Here is a 24,122-nt window from a genome sequence, read left to right on the forward strand (position 1 = left end):
AAACCTGGTCCTTGCTGTGCCGCTGACATGCGGAGATGTTTCTTATTTTTTCGCCCCACTCGTCAATATGGGGGATTTTTTTCTATATAGATGCCAGAGGAAACGAAAGGCAAAGGCCATGTCCAAAGGCTTCACCCCATCCCCCGCGACCCCCGGCGTCATCACCGCGAATGACCTGCGCATGGGCCATTGCGTGTGGATGCGTGACGGCAAGTGGACCGCAGACCCGCGCGAGGCCGAGCTGTTCGAGGACGAGGCCATCGCCGAGCTGGCGCTGCTCGACGCGACCTCTCAGGCCCATCTCGTCGTCGGCCCCTATCTGATCGAAGCGAAGCGTGGGGCCGACGGCCGGCCCGAGCCGGCCCATTTCCGCGAGGCGTTCCGCCGCAGCGGCCCCACCCATCGCCATTTCAAGCAAGCCGAGTTCGAGGCCAGCAATGTTTGACGCACGTCCCCAGCACAACGACCAGCATCGCGAATACCTGCGCCACCGCACCCAGCAGTTCCGCCGCCAGGTCGAGCGCCGCCTGGACGGCAGCCTGACCGAAGAGGAATTCCGGCCGCTGCGGCTGAAGAACGGCGTCTACCTGCAGCTGCATTCCTACATGTACCGGGTGGCGATCCCCTATGGCGCGCTGACCCCGGACCAGATGCGCATGCTGGGCCATGTGGCCGAGCGCTGGGACCGCGGCTATGGCCATTTCACCACCCGCACCAATATCCAGTTCCACTGGCACAAGCTGGTCGACATCCCCGATTCCATGGAGGCGCTGAATTCGGTCGGCATCCACAGCATCCAGACCTCGGGCAACACCATCCGCAACGTCAATGCCGACGCCTTTGCCGGCGCCGCCGCCGACGAGCTGGAGGATCCGCGCCCCTGGGCCGAGCTGATCCGCATCTGGTCCACCGACCATGCCGAATTCCAGTTCCTGCCGCGCAAGTTCAAGATCTCGGTCTCGGCCGGCAAGCAGGACCGCTCGGCGGTCTCGGCCTATGACATCGGGCTGCGCATCGTCGAGAAGGACGGCCAGCGCGGCTTCCAGGTCTGGGTCGGCGGCGGGCTGGGCCGCACGCCCTACCTGGGCCAGGTGATCCGCGAATTCCTGCCGCAGGCCGACCTGCTGCCCTATCTGGAGGCGATCCTGTCGGTCTACAACCTGACCGGGCGGCGCGACAACAAGTGGAAGGCACGGATCAAGATCACCGTGAACGAGCGCGGTCTTGACGTGTTCCGCGCCGATGTCGAGGAAGAGTTCAAGCACCGCCGCCAGCAGTTCTCGGGGCTGGATCAGGAGATCCTGAACGACCTGCGCGCCCAGTTCGCGCCGCCGGAATTTCTCGACGCCCCGGTCGAGGGCTATGAGGCGGCGCGGGCGGCGAACGGCGCCTTCCGGTCCTGGACCGACACCAACCTGCATCCGCACCGCATTCCGGGCTATGCCAGCGTCATCGTCACGCTGAAGGCGCCGGGTGCCACGCCGGGCGACATGAGCGCCGACCAGATGCGGCTGGTGGCCGACCTGGCCGAGCGGCTGGCCCATGGCGACATCCGGGTGAACCACGACCAGAACCTGGTCCTGCCCCATGTGCGCAAGGCCGACCTGCCCGAGATCTACGAGGCGTTGCGCGCGGTCGGGCTGGCCACGGCGAATTTCGGCAAGATCACCGACATCATCTCTTGCCCGGGCATGGACTACTGCACCCTGGCCACCGCGCGCTCGATCCCGATCGCGCAGGACATCGCCGCGCATTTCCGCGCCCGCGGCCTGGAGGACGAGATCGGCGAGATGAAGATCCGCATCTCGGGCTGCATCAACGCCTGCGGCCATCACCACCTGGGCCATATCGGCATCCTGGGCCTGGACCGGGCGGGGGTCGAGAACTACCAGATCACGCTGGGCGGCGACGGCTACGAGACCCCGACGCTGGGCCAGCGCGCCGGTGCCGGCTTCCCGGCCGACGAGGTGGTGCCGGCCATCGACCGGCTGGTCGATGCCTATCTGGAACTGCGCGAATCGCCCGAGGAACGCTTCATCGACGCCTATCGCCGTCTGGGGGTGGCTCCGTTCAAGGCGGCGCTGTATCCGGCCGATGCTTGATCAGACGCTGGATGCCCGCGCCGCGCGGCTGAACGACCGCTATCGCCATCACGCCGCGACCGAGGTGCTGCGGCGTGCGCTGCGCGACCCCGACCTGGGCTCGACCACGCTGGTCTCGTCTTTCGGGGCGGAATCGGTGGTGCTGTTGCACATGGTCTCGGTGGTGGCGCCGGGGACGCCGGTGCTGTTCATCGACACGATGATGCTGTTCCAGGAGACGCTGGACTATCAGCTTGAGGTGACGGAAAGGCTGAAGCTGACCGATGTGCGGGTGATCCGCGCCACCGAGCGCGAGGTGGCGCTGAACGACCCGGACGGGACGCTGCACCAGTTCAACACCGACGCCTGCTGCGATTTCCGCAAGACCGTGCCGCTGGAACGCGAGCTGGCAAGGTTCGATGCCTGGATCACCGGCCGCAAGCGCTTCCAGGGCGGCGAGCGCCAGCAGCTGGAGTTCTTCGAATCCGAGCCGCCGTCGCGGCTGCGCATCAACCCGCTGGCCCATTGGCGTCCGCAGGACGTTCAGGACTACATGGCCGAGAACAACCTGCCGCGTCACCCGCTGGTCGCCAGGGGCTATGCCTCGATCGGCTGCGCGCCCTGCACCTCGCCGGTCAAGCCCGGCGAAGACCCGCGCGCCGGCCGCTGGCGGGGCAGCCAGAAGACCGAATGCGGCATCCATTTCATCGGCGGGCGCATGGTCCGCTCAGGAGCGAAGGCATGAGCGATTTCTTTCTGGTCCGCGATGACGGCTTCCACCCCCATGACGGAGCCGAGCCCGTCACCCTGGCGCCCGATACGAAGCCGGCCGATCTCGAGGCCTATCTGGCGCATGACCTGATCGCCATCGACTTCCCGGCCATGACCGACGGGCGCGGCTTTTCGCTGGCCCGCCTCCTGCGCCAGAAGGGCTACAAGGGCCGGCTGCGCGCGGTCGGCAAGCTGATCTCGGACCAATATGCCATGGCCCGCCGCGTCGGCTTCGACGAGGTGCAGATCACCGCCGCCCTGGCCGAGCGCCAGCCGCAGGACCAATGGCTCTATCGCGCCGATTGGCGCGACTGGGACCATCGGTCGCGGCTCGCCGGCTGAAACCTGGGGTTTCGCCCCGCCCTCCCATGCATTAGATAGACCGGGAATCCCGAACATGACACTGGATCTTTCCGTGGACCTTGCCGCCAAACCCGCCAAGACGTTGCCTGACGCCCAGACCGTGACCTCGGTCAGGCACTGGACGGACCGGCTGTTCTCGTTCCGGGTGACGCGGCCGGCCAGCCTGCGCTTCCGTTCGGGCGAATTCGTGATGATCGGCCTGCCGGACGACAACGGCAAGCCGATCCTGCGCGCCTATTCCATCGCCTCGCCCAACTGGGACGAGGAGCTGGAGTTCTATTCGATCAAGGTGCCGGACGGGCCGCTGACCTCGCGGCTGCAGAACATCCAGCCGGGCGACCAGATCATCCTGCGCCCCAAGCCCGTGGGCACGCTGGTGCTGGACGCGCTCCTGCCCGGCAAGCGCATGTGGTTCCTGGCCACCGGGACCGGCATCGCGCCCTTCGCCAGCCTGATGCGCGACCCCGAGACCTATGAGCGCTACGAGCAGGTGGTGATGATGCATACCTGCCGCACCGCCGACGAGCTGGCCTATGGCCGCGAACTGGTCGAGAACCTGAAGCGCGACCCGCTGCTGGGCGAGCTTTACGGCGAGGAATTCGCCAGCCGGCTGCTGTATTACCCGACGACGACGCGGGAAGAGACGCAGTACATGGGCCGGATCACCGACAACCTGACCTCGGGCAAGGTATTCCGGGATCTGAACCTGCCGCCGATGGATGCGACAAATGACCGCGCCATGATCTGCGGCAGCCTGGCCTTCAACACCGATGTCAAGGCGGTGCTGGAAGGGTTCGGCCTGCGCGAGGGCGCGAACAGCGATCCCAAGGAGTTCGTGGTCGAGAAGGCCTTCGTGGGCGACGGCATCTGAGCGTCGCGCGGGGGGCTTTGCCCCCCACGCCTCAGGCGCCCCCCGATGGGGCGCATGAGGCGTTCCCCCCAGGATATTTGGACACGGAAGAAGCCCGGCGTTGACAGTTCGCCGGGCGATGCCCATGTTCCGGCGCCGAATCAAGCGAAGGAATCTTCATGCCCGTCGTCGTCGTTGAATCTCCGGCCAAGGCCAAAACGATCAACAAATACCTGGGCGACGACTATACGGTTCTGGCCTCGTTCGGGCATGTGCGCGACCTGCCGCCCAAGGATGGCAGCGTCGATCCCGAGGCGGATTTCGCCATGAAATGGGAAGTCGCCGCGGAATCGAAAAAGCACGTCAAGGCGATCCGGGACGCGCTGGCCTCGGACCCGAACCTGATCCTGGCCACCGACCCCGACCGCGAAGGCGAGGCGATTTCCTGGCACCTGCTGGAAACGCTGGCGCCGGCCCTGAGGAAGGGCGCCGAGGTCAGCCGCGTCACCTTCAACGCCATCACCAAATCCGCCGTGACCGAGGCCATGGCGCGGCCGCGCCAGATCGACCAGCCGCTGGTGGATGCCTATCTGGCGCGCCGGGCGCTGGACTACCTGGTCGGCTTCAACCTGTCGCCGGTCCTGTGGCGCAAGCTGCCGGGCGCCAAGTCGGCGGGCCGGGTGCAATCGGTCGCCTTGCGCATCATCGTCGACCGCGAGATGGAGATCGAGGCCTTCAGGCCGCGCGAATACTGGTCGGTCCATGCCCGGCTGGCGACGCCGCGCGGCGACGAATACGACGCGGCGATGACCGTCTTCGGCGGCAAGAAGCTGGAACGCTTCGACATCGCCACCGAGGAGCAGGCGCAGCTGGCCGTGGCCGCCATCGCCTCGCGCGATCTCAGGGTCGCCAGCGTCGCTGCCAAGCCGGCGAGCCGCAATCCCTGGCCGCCCTTCATGACCTCGACCCTGCAGCAGGAGGCCAGCCGCAAGCTGGGCCTTGGCGCGCGGGCCTGCATGTCGGCGGCGCAGCGCCTCTACGAGGCCGGGCACATCACCTATATGCGGACCGACGGCATCGACATGGCGCCCGAGGCGGTGATGGCGGCGCGCGACGCGATCAAGGCGCGCTTCGGGGCGGAATACCTGCCGAAATCGCCGCGCATGTACAAGAACAAGGCCAAGAATGCGCAGGAGGCGCATGAATGCATCCGGCCGACCGACATGATGCTGTCGCCCGACAGGCTGCCGGTTTCGGACAAGGACCAGAAGGCGCTTTACGACCTGATCTGGAAGCGGACGCTCGCCAGCCAGATGGAATCGGCGCGCATGGAGCGCACCACGGTCGAGATCGCCTCGGCCGACGGCCAGGTCGGCCTGCGCGCCAACGGCCAGGTGATGCTGTTCGACGGTTTCCTGCGGGTCTATGACCAGGGCCGCGACGACGAGGAGGACGAGGACAGCCGCCGCCTGCCGCTGATTCACGAGGGCGAGGCGGCCGAGAAGCGCGCGGTCACGCCCGAGCAGCATTTCACCCAGGCCCCCCCGCGCTATACCGAGGCCACGCTGGTCAAGCGCATGGAAGAGCTGGGGATCGGCCGTCCCTCGACCTATGCCTCGATCATCGGCACGATCCAGGACCGCGACTATGTCCGCAAGGAGCAGAACCGCCTGATCCCCGAGGACAAGGGCCGGCTGGTCACGATCTTCCTGCAGAAATACTTCCCGCGCTATGTCAGCTACGACTTCACCGCCAATCTCGAGGGGGAGCTCGACGACATCTCCTCGGGCGAGCGCGCCTATCGCGAGGTGCTGCGCCGTTTCTGGCGGGATTTCACCGCCGCGCTGGAGGGCACGTCCGAGCTGCGCATCACCGAGGTGCTGGAGGCGATCGACGAGGCGCTGGCGCCGCATCTCTACCCGCCGCGTCCCGACGGCTCGGACCCGCGCGAATGCCCGCTCTGCCACAAGGGGCGGCTGCATCTGAAGACGGCGCGTTCGGGCGGGGCCTTCATCGGCTGCACGAACTATCCCGATTGCCGCTTTACCCGTCCGATCAGCTCGCCGGATGCCGAGGTGGTGGGCGACACCGTGCTCGGCGTGGACAATGGCGACCAGATCAGCCTGAAGAACGGCCGCTTCGGGCCTTACGTCCAGCGCGGCGAGGCCACGGCCGAACAGCCGAAGCCGCCGCGCGCCTCGATCCCCAAGGGCTGGGACCTGGCCTCGGTCGATCTGGAATGGGCGCTGGCGCTTCTGGCCCTGCCGCGCGAGATCGGCCCGCACCCCGAAGACGGCGTGCCGGTCGAGGCCGGGATCGGCCGCTATGGCCCCTATGTGAAGCATGGCGCGAAATACGCCAACCTGCCGGAGGTGGACGAGGTCTTCACCATCGGCATGAACCGTGCGGTCGAGGTGCTGGCCTCGAAGCAGGTGCGGGGCAGGGCGGCTGCCGCCGCGCCGCTGGCGGAACTGGGCGAGCACCCCGAGGGCGGGCCGGTGCAGGTGATGAGTGGCCGCTATGGCCCCTATGTCAAATGGGGCAAGGTCAATGCGACGCTGCCCCGCGACCTGGAGCCCGGCGCGGTCACGCTGGAGCGCGCGCTGGAGCTGATTGCCGAGAAGGCCGCGAAATCCGGCAAGAAGCCGGCGAAGAAGGCTGCCGCGAAAAAGCCCGCCGAAAAGAAGACCGCCGCCAGGAAGCCGGCTGCGGCCAAGGCGAAGAAGGCCGGCTAAGACGCCCGGCTGCGCGGTTGCGTCATGGGTATTTGAGCAACGAAGAAGCGGCGATTGCGCTGGAAATCGGGCGCTGCTCGGGTCTTCTCTGTTCTTCAAATACCCATGACGCGAGCGGGACGCTGGCGCAACGCCGCGGTTTTCGCTTTTTGATCCGCGCCGTTCTGCTGCTAGGCTCGACCCGCAAGGGTTGAGCGGAGGGCGCCATGAAGGATCGAATCGTCGGAATGGGCCGTGCGGCGGCCATCGTGCTGGCGGGCTCTCTCGGGCTGCCTGTTGCGGCGCAGGAGGCTGCGATCTTTGACGCCATGGACCGGATCCATCCGGTCTGGGCGGAAAGCGGCATGGTCTCGGCGCAGGAGCGGCTGGCGGCCGAGATCGGCCGCGACATCATGGCCAGGGGTGGCAATGCGGTCGATGCGGGCGTGGCCGTGGCCTTCGCCCTGGCCGTCACCCTGCCGCGCGCCGGCAATATCGGCGGGGGCGGCTTCATGCTGGTCCATGACGCCGAAACCGGCCAGACCCATGCCATCGACTATCGCGAGATGGTGCCGCAGGGCGCCTCGCGCGACATGTTCCTGGACGCGGCGGGCGAGGCCGACAGCGAGAAGTCGCTTTACAGCGGTGCGGCCTCGGGCGTGCCGGGGACGGTGGCGGGGATGAAGCTGGCGCTGGACAGATACGGCAGCATGGGCTGGGCCGAGGTGATCGCCCCGGCGATCCGGCTGGCCGAGGAGGGCATCACCGTCACCCCGGAGCTTGCCGACAGCATCGCGGCCGAGCGCGATCATCTGGAGAAGTTCCCCTCGAGCGCCGCCATCTTCTTCAAGGAGGGCGGCGCGGCCTATCGGCCCGGCGACCGGCTGGTGCAGGCCGACCTGGCGGCGACGCTGAAGAAGATCGCCGCCGAGGGGCCGGACGGTTTCTACAAGGGCGAGGTGGCCGAGGCCATCGCCCGCGCCGTGCAGGAGGCGGGCGGGCTGATCACGGTCGAGGACATGGCCGCCTACAAGCCCGTCGAACGCGAGCCGGTGCGGGGCAGCTATCGCGGCCATGAGGTGGTCTCGATGCCGCCGCCATCCTCGGGCGGGGTGCATCTGATCCAGATCCTGAACGCGCTCGAGGGCTATCCGATCGGCGCGCTGGGGCAGAATTCCGGCGAGACCATCCACCTGATGGCCGAGGCGATGAAGCTGGCCTATGCCGACCGCTCGGAATACCTGGGCGACCCGGATTTCGTCGACGTGCCGGTCGCGGCGCTGACCAGCAAGGATTATGCGGTCGAGATGCGGCGCAGAATCAGCGCCGATTTCGCCACGCCTTCGGTGATGATCGGGCCGGCGGACCTCGCGCCCTACGAATCCGACCAGACCACGCATTTCTCGGTGGTGGACAAGCAGGGCAATGCGGTCTCGAACACCTATACCATCAACCTGAACTATGGCTCGGGGCTGGTGGCGGGGGGCACGGGCGTGCTGATGAACAACGAGATGGACGATTTCTCGGCCAAGCCCGGCGTGCCCAACGCCTTCGGCCTGGTCGGCGGCGACGCAAACGCGGTCGAGCCGGGCAAGCGGCCGCTGTCGTCGATGACGCCGACCATGGTGCTGAAGGACGGCAAGGTCTGGCTTGTCACCGGCTCGCCCGGCGGGGCGCGGATCATCACCACGGTCCTGCAGGTGGTCATGAACATGATCGACCACGGCATGAACGTGGCCGAGGCCTCGACCGCGCCGCGCGTCCATCACCAATGGCTGCCCGACGAGTTGCGGCTGGAGGAGGGGATCAGCCTCGACACCATCCGCATCCTGCAGGGCAAGGGCCACAGCGTCGCGGTCAAGGAGGCGATGGGCTCGACCCAGTCGATCCTGCGCGACCCGCGGACGGGCACGCTTTACGGCGCCTCGGACCCGCGCCGGCCGGATGCGGCGACGCTGGGCTACTGAGCCAGGTAGTCGCGCAGCGCGACGGCGTTGTTGTGCTCGGTGTCCCTGGCGCCGTAGAGCAGCGTCACCGGGCCCTTGCGGATCAGCTGGCGCAGCTCGCGCAGGGGTTCGGGATTGGCGTCCAGTTCCGCGGCATAGCGGCGGCGGAACTCGGGCCATTTCTTCGGGTCGTGGTCGAACCAGTGGCGCAGGTCGTCCGAAGGGGCGATGTCCTTCAGCCAGAGATCGGCCCCCAGCGTCTCGCGGCTGATCCCGCGCGGCCAGATGCGGTCCACCAGCACCTTGCGCCCCTCGTCCTGCGAGGGGGGCGGGTCATAGGCGCGGCGAAGGAAGATGTCGGTCATGGCAAGCCTCTTTCCAAGGGAAATTCCCCGATGGCCCGCCGGGTTCCCTGTGCCTGGCCGGGTTTTCGGCGGCGGTGCGGCGGGCCGCAGGGCCCGGACCGGGCAGGTCGCGGGTGCGGGTGGGTGCGGGGTTGCCGGCGCGAGTCGGCCCTGCGGGCGGGGCCAAAGGGTTCGGGCTCGCATCGGCAGGAAAAACCGACTAAAATACCCTGTGATCCGGCGCCGGGGGCGCGCGGTTTTGTCGCGTTGCAGGTGCCGCAAAGCCGGCCTGACGCTGGGTGGCACCGTTGACCATATCCGCGACCGGGGATAAACGGACCTTAGCCAAACCCATCGCGGGACGCCAGTCGGGTTCCTGCGAGCGAAAGGGAGCCCAACCCAGTGGAATACCTGCTGCAAGAATACCTGCCGATCCTGGTTTTTCTGGGAATGGCCTCGGCGCTTGCCATCGTGCTGATTCTGGCGGCCGCGGTCATCGCCGTGCGCAACCCGGACCCGGAGAAGGTCAGCGCCTATGAATGCGGCTTCAACGCTTTCGACGACGCGCGGATGAAGTTCGACGTGCGCTTCTACCTGGTGTCGATCCTGTTCATCATCTTCGACCTGGAAGTCGCTTTCCTGTTCCCCTGGGCGGTCAGCTTTGCCAGCCTGTCGGACGTGGCCTTCTGGGGCATGATGCTGTTCCTGGGCGTCCTGACCGTGGGTTTTGCCTATGAATGGAAGAAGGGGGCGCTGGAATGGGCGTGATGACCGGCCTGAACACCGCAGGCGCCGACCGTGACGTCGCCACGGCCGAGTTGAACCGCGAGCTGCAGGACAAGGGCTTCCTGCTGACCACGACCGAGGACATCATCAACTGGGCGCGCAACGGCAGCCTGCACTGGATGACCTTCGGCCTGGCCTGCTGCGCGGTCGAGATGATGCAGACCTCGATGCCGCGCTATGACCTGGAACGCTTCGGCACCGCGCCGCGCGCCAGCCCGCGGCAGTCGGACCTGATGATCGTCGCGGGCACCCTGACCAACAAGATGGCGCCGGCGCTGCGCAAGGTCTATGACCAGATGCCCGAGCCGCGCTATGTCATCTCGATGGGCAGCTGCGCCAACGGCGGCGGCTACTATCACTATTCCTATTCGGTGGTGCGCGGCTGCGACCGCATCGTGCCGGTGGACATCTACGTTCCCGGCTGCCCCCCGACCGCCGAGGCGCTGCTCTACGGCATCCTGCAACTCCAGCGCCGCATCCGGCGCACCGGCACGCTGGTGAGGTGAGCCATGTCCGAAGCCCTCTCTGACGCCGCCCTGCTGGAACTGGCCGAGCATATCGCGCTGCGCCGCGAGAACGACGTGATCTCGACCCAGGTCGCCTTTGGCGAGCTGACGGTGAATGCGACGCTCTCGGGCGTGATCGGCCTGATCGAGTTCCTGCGCAACGATCCGAACTGCCGCTTTTCCACGCTGATCGACATCACCGCGGTGGACAACCCGGCGCGGCCGGCGCGCTTCGACGTGGTCTATCACCTGCTGTCGATGTATCAGAACCAGCGCATCCGGGTGAAGGTCCAGGTGCGCGAGGACGAGCTGGTGCCCAGCCTGACCGGCGTCTTTCCCGGCGCCAACTGGTATGAGCGCGAGGTCTTCGACCTGTTCGGCATCCTGTTCTCGGGCCATGCCGACCTGCGCCGCATCCTGACCGACTACGGCTTCCGCGGCCATCCGCTGCGCAAGGACTTCCCGACGACCGGCTATACCGAGGTGCGCTGGAGCGACATCGAGAAGCGGGTGGTCTACGAGCCGGTGAACCTGGTTCAGGAATACCGCCAGTTCGACTTCCTGTCCCCCTGGGAGGGCGCGAAATACGTGCTTCCGGGCGACGAGAAGGCGCCGGAGGCGAAGAAGTGACCGCAGCCGCGCAGCCTGCCTGCGCGCCACGCATCGGATTTGAGGGCTGACCATGGACGGCGACATCCGCAAGAACAGCTATGACGACGGCTCGATGGACGCCCTGACCGGCGAGCAGAGCATCCGCAACTTCAACATCAACTTCGGCCCCCAGCACCCGGCCGCCCACGGCGTGCTGCGCATGGTGCTGGAGCTGGACGGCGAGATCGTCGAGCGCGCCGACCCGCATATCGGCCTGCTTCACCGCGGCACCGAGAAGCTGATGGAAAGCCGCACCTATCTGCAGAACCTGCCCTATCTGGACCGGCTGGACTATGTGGCGCCGATGAACCAGGAACATGCCTGGTGCCTGGCGATCGAGCGGCTGACCGGCACCACGATTCCGCGCCGCGCCAGCCTGATCCGGGTGCTCTACTCGGAAATCGGCCGCATCCTGAACCACCTGATGGGCATCACCACCGGCGCCATGGACGTGGGCGCGCTGACCCCGCCGCTCTGGGGCTTCGAGGCGCGGGAAGAGCTGATGATCTTCTACGAGCGCGCCTGCGGGGCGCGGCTGCATGCGGCCTATTTCCGGCCCGGCGGCGTGCACCAGGATCTGCCGCCCGACCTTCTGGACGACATCGAGGAATGGTGCGAGCGCTTCCCCAGGCTGGTCGACGACCTCGACACGCTGCTGACGGAAAACCGCATCTTCAAGCAGCGCCTGGTCGACATCGGCATCGTGACCGAGGACGACGCGCTGGACTGGGGCTATAGCGGCGTCATGGTGCGCGGCTCGGGCCTGGCCTGGGATCTGCGGCGGTCGCAGCCCTATGAATGCTATGACGAATTCGACTTCCAGATCCCGGTCGGCAAGAACGGCGACTGCTACGACCGCTATTTGTGCCGCATGGCCGAGATGCGCGAATCCTGCAAGATCATGCAGCAGGCGGTCCGCAAGCTGCGCGCCGAGCCCGCGGGGGACGTGCTGGCCCGCGGCAAGCTGACGCCCCCCAGGCGCACCGAGATGAAGCGCGACATGGAAAGCCTGATCCATCACTTCAAGCTTTACACCGAGGGCTTCCGGGTCCCGGCCGGCGAGGTCTATGCCGCCGTCGAGGCGCCCAAGGGCGAGTTCGGCGTCTACATCGTCGCCGACGGCACCAACAAGCCCTGGCGCGCCAAGCTGCGTGCGCCCGGCTTCGCGCATCTCCAGTCGATCGACTGGATGTCGCGCGGCCACATGCTGGCCGACGTCCCGGCGATCATCGCCACGCTCGACATCGTTTTCGGAGAGGTTGACCGCTGATGCTGCGCCGTCTGTCCCCCATCCAGCCGGACTTGTTCGAGTTCACGCCCGCCAACCTGGACTGGGCCCGCGCCCAGATGACCAAATACCCGGAAGGCCGCCAGCAATCGGCGATCATCCCGGTCCTGTGGCGCGCCCAGGAACAGGAGGGCTGGCTGAGCCGCCCGGCCATCGAATATTGCGCCGACCTGCTGGGCATGCCCTATATCCGGGCGCTCGAGGTCGCGACCTTCTATTTCATGTTCCAGCTCCAGCCGGTGGGTTCGGTCGCGCATATCCAGATCTGCGGCACCACCACCTGCATGATCTGCGGCGCCGAGGACCTGATCCGGGTTTGCAAGGAAAAGATCGCGGCCGAGCCGCATGCGCTGTCGGCCGACGGCCGCTTTTCCTGGGAAGAGGTCGAATGCCTGGGCGCCTGCACCAATGCGCCCATGGCCCAGATCGGCAAGGATTTCTACGAGGACCTGACGGCCGAGAAACTGTCGGCGCTGATCGACCGCTTCTCGGCGGGCGAGGTGCCGGTGCCGGGTCCGCAGAACGGCCGCTTCTCGGCCGAGGCCCTGGGCGGCCCGACCGCGCTGGCCGATCTCAAGGGCGGCGAGGCGCATAACGCCAGCGTGGCGCGGGCGCTGCGGCTGGGCGACACGATCAAGCGCATCGACGGGACCGAGGTGCCGATCACGACGCCTTGGCTGGCGGCGCAGAACGGCGTCTGATCGAAAGGGGGCGGGCTGGTCGCGATGGAACGGGCAGAGTGCAACAGGAACTGCTGGATCTCGGCGGCAATCGCCGGGGTGGTGGTGGTGCTGTTCACCGCCGGCATCGGCGACCTGCACTGGCTGGCCGGGCTGTTCCTGGGCATCGTGACCTTCGTGCTGTTCGGGGCGCTGATGGTCTGGCTGGTCTGCCACGAGCGGCCCGAACTGTTCGAGGACGGCCCCGGCCTGACCGGCACCGACTGGCAGCGCGCCGCGGTGGACCGCCAGCCCGAGACGCTGCTGGTCAGCGGCTCTCTGGGGCCCGAGCCCTTCACCTCGGGCACGCAGATGCCCATCGTCGCCGGGACCATGCCCTCTTCGGAGCCGCCGCCCGTAGTCGCGCCCGCAGCCGTGCCTGCAGCCGCCGCCAAGCCCGTGCCGGGCGCCGACGACCTGCAGCGGATCAAGGGGATCGGCCCCAAGATCTCGGACTGGCTGAACGCGCAGGGCGTGACGCGCTATGACCAGATCGCCGCCTGGGATGCCGCCACCGTCGCCGATTTCGCGCAGCGGCTGGGCCGGATGGGCGGGCGGATCGAGGCCGACGACTGGGTCGGCCAGGCGAAATTGCTGGCGGCGGGGGGCGAGACCGGCCATTCCCGCCGCATCGACAAGGGCGGGGCCGCGTGATGGCCCGCCCGGCAGGACATGCGGCGTCGCAGGCGGATTGGGCCGCCGCGGCGGATGCCCGGCAGATGCGTCTGGTGGCGGTGGTGATCGCCGTCACCATGGCGCTGTGGCTGGGGGTGCAATGGCTGGGGGGCCAGCAGGACTGGCCCGCGAAATATGCCTTTCTCGCCGATCTTGCGGCGATGGGGGCCTTGATCTGGTCGCTTTTGGTGACCTTTCGGATCTGGCGGCGGCGCAAGGCGTCCTCGCAGGGACAAGGATAAGACGATGCTGAACGATCAGGACCGGATCTTTACGAACCTCTACGGCATGGGCGACCGCAGCCTGGCCGGCGCCCGCAAGCGCGGCCATTGGGACGGCACCGCCGCGATCATCCAGCGCGGCCGCGACAAGATCGTCGACGAGATGAAGGCCTCGGGCCTGCGCGGGCGGGGCGGCGCGGGCTTCCCCACCGGCATGAAATGGTCCTTCATGCCCAAGGAATCGGACGGCCGGCCCTCCTATCTGGTCATCAACGCCGACGAATCCGAGCCCGCGACCTGCAAGGACCGCGAGATCATGCGCCACGATCCGCATACGCTGATCGAGGGCGCGCTGATCGCCAGCTTCGCCATGGGCGCGCACGCCGCCTATATCTATATCCGCGGCGAGTTCATCCGCGAGCGCGAGGCGCTGCAAGCCGCCATCGACGAATGCTATGACGCGGGCCTGCTGGGCCGGAACGCGGCCCAGTCGGGCTGGGATTTCGACCTCTACCTGCATCACGGCGCCGGCGCCTATATCTGCGGCGAGGAAACCGCGCTGCTGGAATCGCTGGAAGGCAAGAAGGGCATGCCGCGCATGAAGCCGCCCTTCCCGGCCGGCGCGGGCCTCTATGGCTGCCCGACCACGGTGAACAACGTCGAATCCATCGCCGTGGTGCCGACCATCCTGCGCCGCGGCCCGGAATGGTTCGCAAGCTTCGGCCGCCCGAACAACGCGGGCGTGAAGCTTTTCGGCCTGACCGGCCATGTCAACACCCCCTGCGTGGTCGAAGAGGCCATGTCGATCCCCATGCGCGAGCTGATCGAGAAGCATGGCGGCGGCATCCGCGGCGGCTGGAAGAACCTCAAGGCGGTGATCCCCGGCGGCGCCTCCTGCCCGGTGCTGACGGCCGAGCAATGCGAAAACGCCATCATGGATTATGACGGCATGCGCGAGCTGCGCTCGTCCTTCGGCACGGCCTGCATGATCGTCATGGACCAGTCCACTGATGTGGTGAAGGCGATCTGGCGGCTGTCCAAGTTCTTCAAGCACGAAAGCTGCGGCCAATGCACCCCCTGCCGCGAGGGCACCGGCTGGATGATGCGGGTGATGGAGCGCCTGGTGCGCGGCGATGCCGAGATCGAAGAGATCGACATGCTCTTCGACGTCTCCAAGCAGGTCGAGGGCCACACCATCTGCGCGCTCGGCGATGCGGCCGCCTGGCCGATCCAGGGCCTGATCCGCAATTTCCGCGAAGAGATCGAGGACCGGATCAAGGCCAAGCGCAGCGGCCGCATGGGCGCGATGGCGGCGGAGTAGGCGACGATGGCGACCGGCCCCCTCATCCCGGCATGGCGGACCCCCCAGGGGGAAAGCCCGCGCCTGCGCGCGCGCCGGTGGGGCCGGATCACGGCGCCCTCACGGCTTGGTGCCGAACCTTCGGGGCGGCCGCATGTTATGGCAAAAGGCCATGACAAGGAGGCTATTGCCATGAAGCTGATCCCCGCCGTTCTGATCGCCGCGACGCTTGCCACACCCGCAGCCGCGCTGGAGCCGCTGGCCCAGGAGAAATACATCAACGACCGGCTGATCGCCGCGCGCATCGCCGACCGCATCCGCCGCACCTGCCCCAGCATCGACGGCCGCATCCTTTATGCCTATGGCGAGGCGCGCAAGCTCAAGCGCTATGCCGAGACCAAGGGCTATTCCCGTGCGCAGATCGACGCCTTCCTGGACAGCAAGGCGGACAAGGCGCGCATCTATGCCGTGGCCGAGGACTATCTGGCCCGCCAGGGCGCCAAGGCAGAAGACCCCGAGAGCTTTTGCCGCGTCGGCCGGCAGGAGATCGCGCGCAATACCGTAATCGGCAGCCTTTTGGTGGCGAAATGAAGACGTGGATGAACCGGATCGGCATCGCCCTGATGGCGGCGGCAGCGGCGGCGATGATCGCCGCCGACGGCTTTGCCGCCGAGCGCGCGCCGCAGCCGGGGCAGGATGGCGCCCGCGCGACCGTTCCCGTGCAGGAGGCGCAGCCATGACGCCGGGACGGATGGGATCGACAGGGCCACAGCAAACCGGGCCAGCCTTCGGCCAGCATTTACATCGCGCAAAACCTGCCGGAGATCGTTCCGGCGCGGTTTCCGGGCGCGAGGGATAAGGGAAGACAAGATGGCGGATCTTCGCAAGATCAAGATCGACGACGTGATTATCGAGGTCGATCCCAACATGACCCTGATCCAGGCCTGCGAACTGGCCGGGATCGAGGTGCCGCGTTTCTGCTATCACGAGCGGCTGTCGATCGCCGGCAACTGTCGCATGTGCCTGGTCGAAGTGGTGGGCGGCCCGCCCAAGCCCGCCGCCTCCTGCGCCATGCAGGTCAAGGACTTGCGCCCCGGTCCCGAGGGCGCGCCCTCGGAGATCCGCACCAACAGCCCCATGGTCAAGAAGGCCCGCGAGGGGGTGATGGAGTTCCTGCTCATCAACCATCCCCTGGACTGCCCGATCTGCGACCAGGGCGGCGAATGCGACCTGCAGGACCAGGCCATGGCCTATGGCGTGGATTTCAGCCGCTACCGCGAGCCGAAGCGCGCCTCCGAGGACCTGAACCTCGGCCCGCTGGTCGAGACGCATATGACGCGCTGCATCTCCTGCACCCGCTGCGTGCGCTTCACCACCGAGGTCGCCGGCATCACCCAGATGGGCCAGACCGGCCGCGGCGAGGACAGCGAGATCACCAGCTATCTGAACCAGACGCTGGAATCGAACATGCAGGGCAATATCATCGACCTGTGCCCGGTCGGCGCGCTGGTCTCCAAGCCCTATGCCTTCACCGCCCGGCCGTGGGAGCTGACCAAGACCGAATCCATCGACGTGATGGATGCGCTGGGGTCCAGCATCCGCGTCGACACCAAGGGCCGCGAGGTCATGCGCATCCTGCCGCGCAACCATGACGCCGTGAACGAGGAGTGGATCAGCGACAAGACCCGCTTCGTCTGGGACGGGCTGCGCCGCCAGCGCCTCGACCGGCCCTATATCCGCGAGAACGGCCGCCTGCGCCCGGCCAGCTGGCCCGAGGCGCTGGAGGCCGCCGCGCAGGCGATGAAGGGCAAGAAAGTGGCGGGGCTGGTCGGCGACCTGGTCCCGGCCGAAGCCGCCTTCAGCCTCAAGCAGCTGGTCGAGGGGCTGGGCGGTCGCGTCGAATGCCGCACCGACGGCGCCCGGCTGCCCATCGGCAACCGCTCGGCCTATGTCGGCACGGCGCGGATCGAGGATATCGACCATGCCAAACGCATCCTGCTGATCGGGACCAACCCGCGCGACGAGGCGCCGGTGCTGAACGCCCGCATCCGCAAGGCCTGGGCGCATGGCGCGCAGGTGGCGCTGATCGGCGAGCCGGCGGACCTGACCTATGACTACCACCATTTCGGCAACGACCGCGCCGCGCTGGCCAAGCTGGCGGACGAGGACCTGTCGAACAAGGACGGCACCCCCGGCATCGTCATCGTCGGCCAGGGCGCCCTGCGCGAGGCGGATGGCGAGGCGGTGCTGGCCCATGCCATGCGCATTTGCGAGCGCGGCGACAGCAAGCTTCTGGTGCTGCACGCCGCCGCCGGCCGCGTCGGCGCGATGGATGTCGGCGCCGTGACCGAAGGCGGGCTGCTGGCCGCCATCGAAGGGGCCGAGGTGATCTACAACCTTGGCGCGGACGAGGTGGACATCGCTGCCGGGCCGCTGGTGATCTATCAGGGCAGCCATGGCGACCGCGGCGCGCATCGCGCCGACATCATCCTGCCCGGCGCCTGCTATACCGAGGAAAGCGGCCTATTCGTGAACACCGAAGGCCGGCCGCAGCTGGCCATGCGGGCCAATTTCGCGCCGGGCGAGGGCAAAGAGAACTGGGCGATCCTGCGCGCGCTTTCGGCCGAGCTGGGCAAGACCCAGCCCTGGGACAGCCTGGCCGGGCTGCGCCGCAAGCTGGTCGAGGCCGTGCCGCATCTGGCGCAGATCGACCAGGTGCCGCAGAACGAATGGCAGCCGCTCGACCGCTTCGACCTGGGGCAGGCGAGCTTCCGCTATGCGGTCAAGGATTTCTACCTGACCAACCCCATCGCCCGCTCGTCGCCGCTGATGGGCGAGCTTTCGGCCATGGCCGCGGCCCGCAGGGCCCCGGCGCTGGCGGCGGAGTGAGCGCGATGCGGGTCCGTCTTGCCCTGCTGGCCGCGACCGGCGCCCTGGCGCTGCTGGCCGGCTGCGGCGCGACCAAGGACGCGCGCCCGCAGCCCAAGCCGGCCGAGCTGGGCGTCGCGGTGCTGCAAAGCGACGCAGGCGCCCCGGACAAGAAGGTGCTGACCAGGGGCCGGATCTCGACCAAGTCGGGCGAGATCCTGATCCTGGAGCCCGACGGCTCGGTCAGCGAAATGGCGCTGGACAGTCCCGAGGGCCGCGACGCCTTTGCCGTGACCGAGGCAGACCTGATGGCGCTGAACGCGAATCTGGACCTGGACCTGTCGGGCCTGCCGGACATGGCGCCGGTGCGCAAGCGCGAGCCCACGGCCCAGGAAAAGGCGCTGGCCGAATTCGCGGCGCGCACGCGGCCGCTGCGGCTGAACCTGCCCGCCAGTTTCGAGGCCGATCCGCGGGATTTCCAGGGGGCGCAGGTCGCCTCGCTGGCCGGTTCGCGCAAGGGCTCGGACAGCCTGGTGGAAGTGACGGCAAACCTGCGTGGCGGGGTGGACGCCGACACCGCCTTCGCCTATGCCACATGCGCGCTGGCCAGCTGGGCCGATGCGAAAGGGGCGCCCTATGCCCGCCACATCCGCACGCTTCGCGACAAGCGGGGCGGGAAGATGGTCGTCGGCTCGGTCTTCACGCTTTCCGAAAGAAAACCGATGGGCCTGACGGTGATGACAACGAAACAGACCTTGCAGGAATGCAAGGCACGCGGCATTCCCGCGGCGTGATGAGAGGGACGAAAGATCATGGCTGAATTCTGGGCCTCGCCCTACGGTTTCGCACTCAGCCTGCTCTTGCAGGGTCTGGCGGTCATCGCCTTCGTCATGGGCTCGCTGATCTTCATGGTCTATGGCGACCGCAAGATCTGGGCGGCGGTGCAGATGCGCCGCGGCCCGAACGTGGTCGGTCCCTGGGGCCTGCTGCAGACCTTTGCCGACGCGCTGAAATATATCGTCAAGGAAATCGTCGTCCCGGCCGGCGCCGACAAGTTCGTCTATTTCCTGGCGCCCTTCCTGTCGATGATGCTGGCGCTGTTCGCCTTCGTCGTCATCCCCTTCGACGAGGGCTGGGTGATGGCGAACATCAACGTGGGCATCCTGTTCATCTTTGCCGCCTCCTCGCTGGAAGTCTACGGCGTCATCATGGGCGGCTGGGCCTCGAACTCGAAATACCCGTTCCTCGCCTCGCTGCGTTCGGCGGCGCAGATGATCTCCTACGAGGTGTCGCTGGGCTTGATCATCATCGGGGTCATCATCTCGACCGGCTCGATGAACCTGACCGCCATCGTCGAGGCGCAGCGCGGCGACTACGGCCTGCTGAACTGGTACTGGCTGCCGCACCTGCCGATGGTGGTGCTGTTCTTCGTCTCGGCCCTGGCCGAGTGCAACCGCCCGCCCTTCGACCTGGTCGAGGCCGAATCCGAACTGGTCGCGGGCTTCATGACCGAATATTCGTCCACGCCCTACCTGCTGTTCATGGCGGGCGAATACATTGCCATGTATCTGATGTGCGCGCTCTTGTCGCTGCTGTTCTTCGGTGGCTGGCTGTCGCCCGTGCCGTTCATCGCCGACGGCTGGTGGTGGATGGTCATCAAGATGTGGTTCTGGTTCTACATGTTCGCCATGGTCAAGGCGATCGTGCCCCGCTATCGCTACGACCAGCTGATGCGGATCGGCTGGAAGGTGTTCCTGCCCCTGTCGCTGGGCTGGGTGGTGCTGGTGGCGATCCTGGCGCGCTACGAAGTGCTGGGCAGCTTCTGGGCCCGCTTCACGGTCGGAGGATAAGCCATGTATTCCAACAAGCTAGCCGAGGCATTTGCCAAAGCCAGTGAGACCGACAAGGTGGAGCTGGCGCATTTCCTCGCCAACAATCTGGACAGTGCGGAACAAGCGCGGGACAGCGCCCGCATCCGCGACTATGTCGCCGCGTTCGACCGTTTCGCGGCGCCGCGGGAAGGGGAGCAGTTCTGATGGCCTTCGATTTCGCCCGTGCCACCAAGTATTTCCTGATGTGGGATTTCATCAAGGGCTTCGGCCTGGGTATGCGCTATTTCGTCTCGCCCAAGCCGACGCTGAACTATCCCCATGAAAAGGGCCCGCTGTCGCCGCGCTTCCGCGGCGAACACGCGCTGCGCCGCTATCCCAACGGCGAGGAACGCTGCATCGCCTGCAAGCTGTGCGAGGCGGTCTGCCCGGCCCAGGCCATCACCATCGACGCCGAACCGCGCGAGGACGGCTCGCGCCGCACCACGCGCTACGACATCGACATGACCAAGTGCATCTATTGCGGCTTCTGCCAGGAAGCCTGCCCGGTCGATGCCATCGTCGAGGGGCCGAACTTCGAATACGCGACCGAAACCCGCGAAGAGCTGTTCTACGACAAGCAGAAGCTGCTTGCGAACGGCGAACGCTGGGAGGCCGAGATCGCCCGCAACCTGCAGCTGGATGCGCCCTACCGATGACCGATGCCCTCACCAAGCTTTTCGCACAGATGATGGCCTCGGGGCAGGAGATGGCGCGCGCCTTCAACCCGGCGCTCGAGCATTTCGACATGCGCGCCATGGAAAAGCTGGTGCCGACGATTCCCGCCGACATGCTGGAAATGTGGTTCGGCAAGACCTTCAACCGCGAGGGGCTGGACGCCAAGACGCGCCTGCTTCTCACCATCGGCGCGATCACCGTCCAGGGCGCGCTGGCCGAGCCGCAGCTGCGCATGACCGTGCGCCAGGCGCTGGCGGCCGGCGCCACCAAACGCGAGATCGCCGAGACGATCTTTCAGATGAGCATGTTCGGCGGGCTGCCCGCGATGCAGAAGGCGCTGGAAATCGCCCAGAGCGTCTATGCCGAGGAGGACGAGGAATGATGACCTTCGCTTTCTACCTGTTCGCGATCAGCGCCTGCGTCGCGGGCTTCATGGTCGTGATCGGACGCAACCCGGTGCATTCGGTGCTGTGGCTGATCCTGGCCTTCCTGTCCGCGGCGGGGCTGTTCGTGCTGCAGGGCGCGGAATTCGTCGCCATGCTGCTGGTCGTGGTCTATGTCGGCGCGGTGGCGGTGCTGTTCCTGTTCGTCGTCATGATGCTGGACGTGGATTTCGCCGAGCTTAAGGGCGAGCTTGCGCGCTACCTGCCGCTGGCGCTGGTGATCGGCGTCGTGCTGCTGGCGCAGCTGGGCATCGCCTTTTCGGGCTGGACGCCCTCGGACCAGGCGGAAAGCCTGCGCGCCGCGCCGGTGGACTCGGCGGTCGAGAACACCTTCGGCCTGGGCCTGGTGCTGTATGACCGCTATGTGCTGATGTTCCAGCTGGCCGGGCTGGTGCTGCTGGTGGCGATGATCGGGGCGATCGTGCTGACCATGCGCCACCGCAAGGACGTCAAGCGCCAGAACGTGCTGGAGCAGATGTGGCGCGACCCGGCCAAGACGATGGAGCTGAAGGACGTCAAGCCGGGGCAGGGGCTTTGAACGCGGCAAGTCGAACCGCGACAGCCATCGGGATCGCTGCTGCGGTCCCAGTAGCAAACGGATATTTCAACGGGTGAACGACCCGGAGGGACCAGGACGATGATCGGATTGACTCATTATCTTGTTGTGGGGGCGATATTGTTCGTCACCGGCATTTTCGGGATCTTCGTGAACCGAAAGAACGTCATCGTCATCCTGATGTCGATCGAGCTGATGCTCCTGGCGGTGAACATCAACTTCGTCGCCTTCTCGACCCATCTGGGCGACCTGGCCGGGCAAGTCTTCACCATGTTCGTGCTGACCGTCGCCGCCGCCGAGGCCGCCATCGGCCTGGCGATCCTGGTGGTCTTCTTCCGCAACCGCGGCACCATCGCGGTGGAAGACGTCAACGTGATGAAGGGATAAGCGAGCATGGAAAAATTCGTCCTCTTCGCGCCGCTCATCGCGTCGCTGATCGCCGGGCTGGGCTGGCGCGCGATCGGCGAGAAGGCCGCGCAATACCTGACCACGGGCGTGCTGTTCCTCAGCTGCCTGATCAGCTGGTATCTGTTCTTGTCCTTCGACGGCGTGCCGCGGCACATCCCGGTGCTGGACTGGGTCGTGACCGGCGACTTCCATGCCGAATGGGCCATCCGCATGGACCGGCTGACCGCGATCATGCTGATCGTGGTGACGACGGTCTCGGCGCTCGTCCACATGTATTCGCTGGGCTACATGGCCCATGACGACAACTGGACGCATGACGAGCATTACAAGGCGCGCTTCTTCGCCTATCTCTCGTTCTTCACCTTCGCCATGCTGATGCTGGTGACGGCGGACAACCTGCTGCAGATGTTCTTCGGCTGGGAGGGCGTGGGCGTCGCCTCCTACCTGCTGATCGGCTTCTACTACAAGAAGGCCAGCGCCAATGCCGCGGCGATGAAGGCGTTCATCGTCAACCGCGTCGGCGACTTTGGCTTCCTGCTGGGCATCTTCGGCCTTTACTGGCTGACCGGCTCGGTCCAGTTCGACGAGATCTTCCGCCAGGTGCCCCAGCTTGCGCAGACCGACATGCATTTCCTGTGGCGCGACTGGAACGCGGCGAACCTGCTGGGTTTCCTGCTGTTCGTCGGCGCCATGGGCAAGTCGGCGCAGCTTCTGCTGCACACCTGGCTGCCGGACGCGATGGAAGGCCCGACCCCGGTTTCGGCGCTGATCCACGCCGCGACCATGGTCACGGCGGGCGTGTTCCTGGTCTGCCGCATGTCGCCGCTTTACGAATTCGCGCCGGACGCCAAGAACTTCATCGTCATCATCGGCGCCACCACCGCCTTCTTCGCCGCGACCGTGGGCCTGGTGCAGAACGACATCAAGCGCGTCATCGCCTATTCGACCTGCTCGCAGCTGGGCTACATGTTCGTGGCGGCGGGTGTAGGCGTCTATTCGGCGGCCATGTTCCACCTGCTGACCCACGCCTTCTTCAAGGCCATGCTGTTCCTGGGCGCCGGCTCGGTGATCCATGCCATGCACCATGAACAGGACATGCGGAACTATGGCGCGCTGCGGAAGAAGATCCCCTTGACCTTCTGGGCGATGATGATCGGCACCTTCGCCATCACCGGCGTCGGCATCCCGCTGACCCATCTGGGCTTCGCCGGCTTCCTGTCCAAGGACGCGATCATCGAAAGCGCCTATGCGGGCAGCGGCTATGCCTTCTGGCTGCTGGTCATCGCGGCCTGCTTCACCAGCTTCTACAGCTGGCGGCTGATCTTCCTGACCTTCTACGGCAAGCCGCGCGGCGACCATCATGCCCATGACCATGCGCATGAAAGCCCGCCGGTCATGACCATCCCGCTGGGCGTGCTGGCCGTGGGCGCGGTCTTTGCCGGCATGGTCTGGTATGGTCCCTTCTTCGGCGACCACCACAAGGTCACGGAATATTTCCACATCGCCGGCGCGCAGCATGAGGCCGCCGAGGGCGAGGAGGCCGCGGAACACGCGACTACCGAGGCCCCCGCTGCCGATACGGCCGCCGAGGCCGAGCCCGCCGCCGAGGCCGCCCATGCCGAGGTTGCCGCGCCGGTCGGCGGTGCGATCTACATGCATCCCGACAACCACATCATGGACGAGGCGCATCATGCGCCGGCCTGGGTCAAGGTCTCGCCCTTCATCGCCATGGTTCTGGGGCTGATCACCGCCTGGACCTTCTACATCGCCAACCCGTCGCTGCCCAAGCGGCTGGCGGCGCAGCAGCCGGCGCTGTATCAGTTCCTGCTCAACAAATGGTATTTCGACGAGATCTACGACTTCATCTTCGTCCGGCCGGCGAAATGGCTTGGCCGCGTGCTGTGGAAGGGCGGCGACGGCGCCGTCATCGACGGCACCATCAACGGGGTGGCCATGGGGTTGATCCCGCGGCTGACCCGCGCGGCGGTCCGGGTGCAATCGGGCTATCTGTTCCACTACGCCTTCGCGATGGTTCTGGGCATCGTGGGCTTGCTGATCTGGGTGATGATGCGGGGCGCGCACTGAC

The 24,122-nt window shown here is 66.7% G+C and carries 27 protein-coding genes and 1 pseudogene; 27 read left to right on the forward strand and 1 reads right to left on the reverse strand.

Annotation, left to right across the window (positions count from 1 at the left end):
* Positions 1 to 118: 118 nt before the first annotated feature.
* From FE811_RS05395 to ggt, 8 genes are all read left to right on the forward strand, one after another.
* Entirely contained in the window at positions 119 to 445 is a 327-nt protein-coding gene (locus FE811_RS05395) for a DUF2849 domain-containing protein (protein WP_036760214.1), read from the forward strand.
* Positions 438 to 2,102 carry a nitrite/sulfite reductase gene (locus FE811_RS05400; protein ID WP_072460977.1) on the forward strand — a complete coding sequence of 555 codons (1,665 nt, stop codon included), beginning with the start codon at positions 438 to 440 and terminating at the stop codon, positions 2,100 to 2,102. Before FE811_RS05395 ends, FE811_RS05400 begins: the two co-directional genes overlap by 8 nt.
* Entirely contained in the window at positions 2,095 to 2,826 is a 732-nt protein-coding gene (locus FE811_RS05405; RefSeq protein ID WP_140846947.1) for a phosphoadenylyl-sulfate reductase, read from the forward strand. Before FE811_RS05400 ends, FE811_RS05405 begins: the two co-directional genes overlap by 8 nt.
* Positions 2,823 to 3,194, forward strand: a complete 372-nt coding sequence (locus tag FE811_RS05410; protein WP_116222961.1) for a DUF934 domain-containing protein — start codon at positions 2,823 to 2,825, stop codon at positions 3,192 to 3,194. The genes FE811_RS05405 and FE811_RS05410 overlap by 4 nt, the downstream gene beginning before the upstream one ends.
* A 55-nt stretch (positions 3,195 to 3,249) precedes the next feature.
* The gene (locus tag FE811_RS05415; protein WP_072460976.1) at positions 3,250 to 4,086 is read left to right on the forward strand and encodes a ferredoxin--NADP reductase; all 837 of its coding nucleotides are present in this window, start codon (positions 3,250 to 3,252) and stop codon (positions 4,084 to 4,086) included.
* Between the two features lie 158 nt (positions 4,087 to 4,244).
* Positions 4,245 to 6,800 (forward strand): type I DNA topoisomerase, encoded by a 2,556-nt coding sequence (gene topA / locus FE811_RS05420; protein WP_116222960.1) that lies wholly within the window; start codon positions 4,245 to 4,247, stop codon positions 6,798 to 6,800.
* 32 nt (positions 6,801 to 6,832) lie between these two features.
* Positions 6,833 to 6,994 carry a hypothetical protein gene (locus FE811_RS27375; RefSeq protein ID WP_166435610.1) on the forward strand — a complete coding sequence of 54 codons (162 nt, stop codon included), beginning with the start codon at positions 6,833 to 6,835 and terminating at the stop codon, positions 6,992 to 6,994.
* A 12-nt stretch (positions 6,995 to 7,006) separates the two neighbouring features.
* Complete coding sequence (gene ggt / locus FE811_RS05425) at positions 7,007 to 8,746, forward strand: gamma-glutamyltransferase (protein WP_181180824.1); 1,740 nt, start codon at positions 7,007 to 7,009, stop codon at positions 8,744 to 8,746.
* Here the strand turns inward: ggt and FE811_RS05430 are convergent.
* Positions 8,740 to 9,090 (reverse strand): DUF488 domain-containing protein, encoded by a 351-nt coding sequence (locus FE811_RS05430; protein WP_036751410.1) that lies wholly within the window; start codon positions 9,088 to 9,090, stop codon positions 8,740 to 8,742. The two genes, ggt and FE811_RS05430, sit on opposite strands and share 7 nt — an antisense overlap.
* 381 nt (positions 9,091 to 9,471) lie before the next feature.
* Here FE811_RS05430 and FE811_RS05435 point away from each other — a divergent pair, with 381 nt between their 5' ends.
* The 19 genes and pseudogenes from FE811_RS05435 to nuoL all read left to right on the forward strand — a co-directional run bounded on the left by FE811_RS05435 (position 9,472) and on the right by nuoL (position 24,121).
* Complete coding sequence (locus tag FE811_RS05435) at positions 9,472 to 9,837, forward strand: NADH-quinone oxidoreductase subunit A (RefSeq protein ID WP_036751408.1); 366 nt, start codon at positions 9,472 to 9,474, stop codon at positions 9,835 to 9,837.
* Positions 9,828 to 10,361 (forward strand): NADH-quinone oxidoreductase subunit B family protein, encoded by a 534-nt coding sequence (locus tag FE811_RS05440; RefSeq protein ID WP_024843170.1) that lies wholly within the window; start codon positions 9,828 to 9,830, stop codon positions 10,359 to 10,361. Before FE811_RS05435 ends, FE811_RS05440 begins: the two co-directional genes overlap by 10 nt.
* Before the next feature lie 3 nt (positions 10,362 to 10,364).
* On the forward strand, positions 10,365 to 10,991 hold the full coding sequence (locus tag FE811_RS05445) for an NADH-quinone oxidoreductase subunit C (RefSeq protein WP_036751406.1): 627 nt from the start codon (positions 10,365 to 10,367) through the stop codon (positions 10,989 to 10,991).
* Positions 10,992 to 11,043: 52 nt separating this feature from the next.
* Positions 11,044 to 12,282, forward strand: coding sequence for an NADH-quinone oxidoreductase subunit D (locus tag FE811_RS05450; protein ID WP_072460973.1), 1,239 nt, complete (start codon positions 11,044 to 11,046; stop codon positions 12,280 to 12,282).
* A pseudogene (gene nuoE / locus FE811_RS05455) lies at positions 12,282 to 12,980 on the forward strand (NADH-quinone oxidoreductase subunit NuoE); the annotation flags it as partial. The gene FE811_RS05450 and the pseudogene nuoE, both read left to right, overlap by 1 nt.
* Before the next feature lie 45 nt (positions 12,981 to 13,025).
* On the forward strand, positions 13,026 to 13,673 hold the full coding sequence (locus tag FE811_RS05460) for a hypothetical protein (RefSeq protein ID WP_140846950.1): 648 nt from the start codon (positions 13,026 to 13,028) through the stop codon (positions 13,671 to 13,673).
* On the forward strand, positions 13,673 to 13,936 hold the full coding sequence (locus tag FE811_RS05465; RefSeq protein ID WP_116222956.1) for a DUF5337 domain-containing protein: 264 nt from the start codon (positions 13,673 to 13,675) through the stop codon (positions 13,934 to 13,936). The genes FE811_RS05460 and FE811_RS05465 overlap by 1 nt, the downstream gene beginning before the upstream one ends.
* Positions 13,937 to 13,940: 4 nt before the next feature.
* On the forward strand, positions 13,941 to 15,236 hold the full coding sequence (gene nuoF, locus FE811_RS05470) for an NADH-quinone oxidoreductase subunit NuoF (RefSeq protein ID WP_036751396.1): 1,296 nt from the start codon (positions 13,941 to 13,943) through the stop codon (positions 15,234 to 15,236).
* A gap of 171 nt (positions 15,237 to 15,407) precedes the next feature.
* Positions 15,408 to 15,806: a DUF5333 domain-containing protein gene (locus FE811_RS05475; protein ID WP_072460972.1), complete on the forward strand. Its 399-nt coding sequence runs from the start codon at positions 15,408 to 15,410 to the stop codon at positions 15,804 to 15,806.
* Between the two features lie 8 nt (positions 15,807 to 15,814).
* Positions 15,815 to 15,955 carry a hypothetical protein gene (locus FE811_RS27380; protein ID WP_166435605.1) on the forward strand — a complete coding sequence of 47 codons (141 nt, stop codon included), beginning with the start codon at positions 15,815 to 15,817 and terminating at the stop codon, positions 15,953 to 15,955.
* Positions 15,956 to 16,085: 130 nt separating this feature from the next.
* Positions 16,086 to 18,104: an NADH-quinone oxidoreductase subunit NuoG gene (nuoG, locus tag FE811_RS05480; RefSeq protein ID WP_116222955.1), complete on the forward strand. Its 2,019-nt coding sequence runs from the start codon at positions 16,086 to 16,088 to the stop codon at positions 18,102 to 18,104.
* A gap of 5 nt (positions 18,105 to 18,109) precedes the next feature.
* Positions 18,110 to 18,877, forward strand: coding sequence for a hypothetical protein (locus FE811_RS05485; protein ID WP_116223277.1), 768 nt, complete (start codon positions 18,110 to 18,112; stop codon positions 18,875 to 18,877).
* 18 nt (positions 18,878 to 18,895) lie between these two features.
* The gene (gene nuoH / locus FE811_RS05490) at positions 18,896 to 19,933 is read left to right on the forward strand and encodes an NADH-quinone oxidoreductase subunit NuoH (RefSeq protein ID WP_036751391.1); all 1,038 of its coding nucleotides are present in this window, start codon (positions 18,896 to 18,898) and stop codon (positions 19,931 to 19,933) included.
* Between the two features lie 3 nt (positions 19,934 to 19,936).
* The gene (locus FE811_RS05495; RefSeq protein ID WP_036751389.1) at positions 19,937 to 20,119 is read left to right on the forward strand and encodes a hypothetical protein; all 183 of its coding nucleotides are present in this window, start codon (positions 19,937 to 19,939) and stop codon (positions 20,117 to 20,119) included.
* Positions 20,119 to 20,610, forward strand: a complete 492-nt coding sequence (nuoI, locus tag FE811_RS05500) for an NADH-quinone oxidoreductase subunit NuoI (RefSeq protein WP_011748524.1) — start codon at positions 20,119 to 20,121, stop codon at positions 20,608 to 20,610. The genes FE811_RS05495 and nuoI overlap by 1 nt, the downstream gene beginning before the upstream one ends.
* Positions 20,607 to 21,011, forward strand: coding sequence for a carboxymuconolactone decarboxylase family protein (locus FE811_RS05505; protein ID WP_114534814.1), 405 nt, complete (start codon positions 20,607 to 20,609; stop codon positions 21,009 to 21,011). The genes nuoI and FE811_RS05505 overlap by 4 nt, the downstream gene beginning before the upstream one ends.
* Complete coding sequence (locus tag FE811_RS05510) at positions 21,008 to 21,610, forward strand: NADH-quinone oxidoreductase subunit J (RefSeq protein WP_036751385.1); 603 nt, start codon at positions 21,008 to 21,010, stop codon at positions 21,608 to 21,610. The genes FE811_RS05505 and FE811_RS05510 overlap by 4 nt, the downstream gene beginning before the upstream one ends.
* Before the next feature lie 99 nt (positions 21,611 to 21,709).
* The gene (gene nuoK / locus FE811_RS05515; protein ID WP_010392916.1) at positions 21,710 to 22,015 is read left to right on the forward strand and encodes an NADH-quinone oxidoreductase subunit NuoK; all 306 of its coding nucleotides are present in this window, start codon (positions 21,710 to 21,712) and stop codon (positions 22,013 to 22,015) included.
* Between the two features lie 6 nt (positions 22,016 to 22,021).
* Positions 22,022 to 24,121, forward strand: a complete 2,100-nt coding sequence (gene nuoL / locus FE811_RS05520; protein WP_116222954.1) for an NADH-quinone oxidoreductase subunit L — start codon at positions 22,022 to 22,024, stop codon at positions 24,119 to 24,121.
* Position 24,122 lies beyond the last annotated feature (1 nt).

This window comes from Paracoccus sp. FO-3 (assembly GCF_006386455.1).
Lineage (GTDB): Bacteria > Pseudomonadota > Alphaproteobacteria > Rhodobacterales > Rhodobacteraceae > Paracoccus > Paracoccus versutus.